The sequence below is a fragment of the Roseateles sp. P5_D6 genome (genome assembly GCF_054049415.1).
The window spans coordinates 1-1,886 of record NZ_JBFUMK010000053.1 but is presented as its reverse complement, the minus strand read 5'-3'; the positions used below and the strand labels follow the sequence as shown (position 1 = coordinate 1,886).

The window sequence follows — 1,886 nt, the reverse complement described above, 5'->3', positions numbered from 1 at the left end:
CTTCCAGCACAGCAGGAACAGCACCAGTCGCTACCGCAGAGGCCCTGAAAATCCGCGCCTTCCAGGCCACGCTTTCCGGCCGCCTGAGCCAGGCACAGCTGGCCACGCAAGGCCGCATGGAAGCAGGCCAGCGCCGCTACACCCTGCAGCTGGCGGCAGAAGGCGGGCGACTCAACAACGGCGCCGCGCGCAACGCCCCGCTCGCTGAATCCGCGTGGCAAGGCCTGGTCAAGCAGCTCAGTGTGAGTGTGGAAGACCCCACGCTGGGCAAGGGGACCTGGCAGCTCAAGACCCGCAGCACCGTGCCGCTCAAGTGGACGCCCGCGCGCAATGGCGACCTGTTTGAAAGCGGCGCGGGAGAAGCCCTTCTGGTCGCGCCGCCTTCGGGCGCATCCACCAGTGCACCTTCGCAGGCCACGCTGGCCTGGCAACCGGTTCGCTGGCGGCCAGGCCGTGAGCTCATCACCGCAGGCAAGCTCAGTGGCCTGCCGCTGGCCTGGATAGAACTGCTGGCCGGCCCGCAGATGGCCGGCGCAGGCCTGGGCGGCACCCTGCTGCTGGATGGCGACTGGGACGCCACGCTGGGTGACACGCTGCGCCTGAAAGTCGGCCTCGCACGCAGCAGCGGCGACATCACCGTGCAAGCCGAAACCGTGCAAGGCATGGCGGCGCGCGTGGCGGCCGGCGTGAAGGAAGCTCGCCTCTCGCTGCAAAGCGAAGGCGAGGCCGTCACGCTGGCGCTGCGCTGGGACAGCGAACGCGCGGGCACGGCCGACGGCCAGCTCAGGACCCGTTTGGCCCGCGCGCCAGCCACCGCCGGCGGTGRCTGGCTCTGGCCGGCCGATGCACCGCTGGCCGGCCAGCTGCGCGCCCAGCTGCCGCGCATCGGCGTGTGGTCAGTGCTGGCGCCGCCGGGCTGGCGGCTGCGCGGCTCGCTGGGTGCTGACGTCGCCATCAGCGGCACCCGCGCCGCGCCGCAACTGGCCGGCGACCTGCAGGCCGACGACCTGGCGCTGCGTTCGGTGGTAGACGGCATCGAATTCGGCAACGGCCGCCTGCGCGCCAAACTCGACGGCACGCGCATGCGCATCAACGAGTTCACGCTGCAGGGCGCAGGCGACAAAGGCACGGGCGGCGTTCTCACGGCCCAGGGCGAAGCCGGCTGGGTAGAGGGCAAGCCGCAGGTGCAGCTCACGGCCAGGCTCGAACGCTTGCGGGCCAGCATCCGTACCGACCGGCAATTGACGGTATCGGGCGAGGTGCAGGCCGGCCTCAAGGGACAACAGACTGAACTCACCGGCAAGCTGGTGATCGACCAGGCCCGCATCATCCTGCCCGACGAAGGTACGCCGCAACTTGGCGACGACGTGGTGGTGCGCACCTCCCGCGGCGCGGCGGCGGGCCAAAAGGCGCCCGCGCAGACCAGCGACGAAATCGCCGACCGCGACGCGCGCCCCGTCAAACTGGCGGTGGAGCTCGACCTGGGCCGCGACTTCCGCATCCAGGGCAAGGGCATAGACACGCGTGTGCGCGGCACGCTGGCCCTGAGCGGTGAAACGCTGCGCGAGCCCCGGCTCAACGGCACCATCAACACGGCAGGCGGCCAGTACCGCGCCTACGGCCAGCGTCTGGATGTGGAGCAAGGCATGCTGCGCTTTACCGGCGCCATCGACAACCCTTCGCTCGACATCCTGGCGATTCGCCCTAACCTCACGCAGCGCGTCGGCGTGCAAATTACCGGCACCGCCCTGCTGCCGCGCGTGCGCCTGTACGCGCAACCCGAGCTGCCCGACGCCGAAAAGCTCTCGTGGCTGGTGGTGGGCCGCTCGTCGGCTTCGGGCGGCGCCGAAGCCGCACTGCTGCAGCAGGCCGCCCTGGCCCTGCTG

1 protein-coding gene is annotated in these 1,886 nt (G+C 70.7%); it reads left to right on the top strand.

The genetic code is table 11. The features are described from left to right. Nucleotides 1–1,886: translocation/assembly module TamB domain-containing protein (locus ACXJKM_RS30050; protein WP_457356664.1), on the top strand; the 1,886-nt coding region annotated here is incomplete at both ends.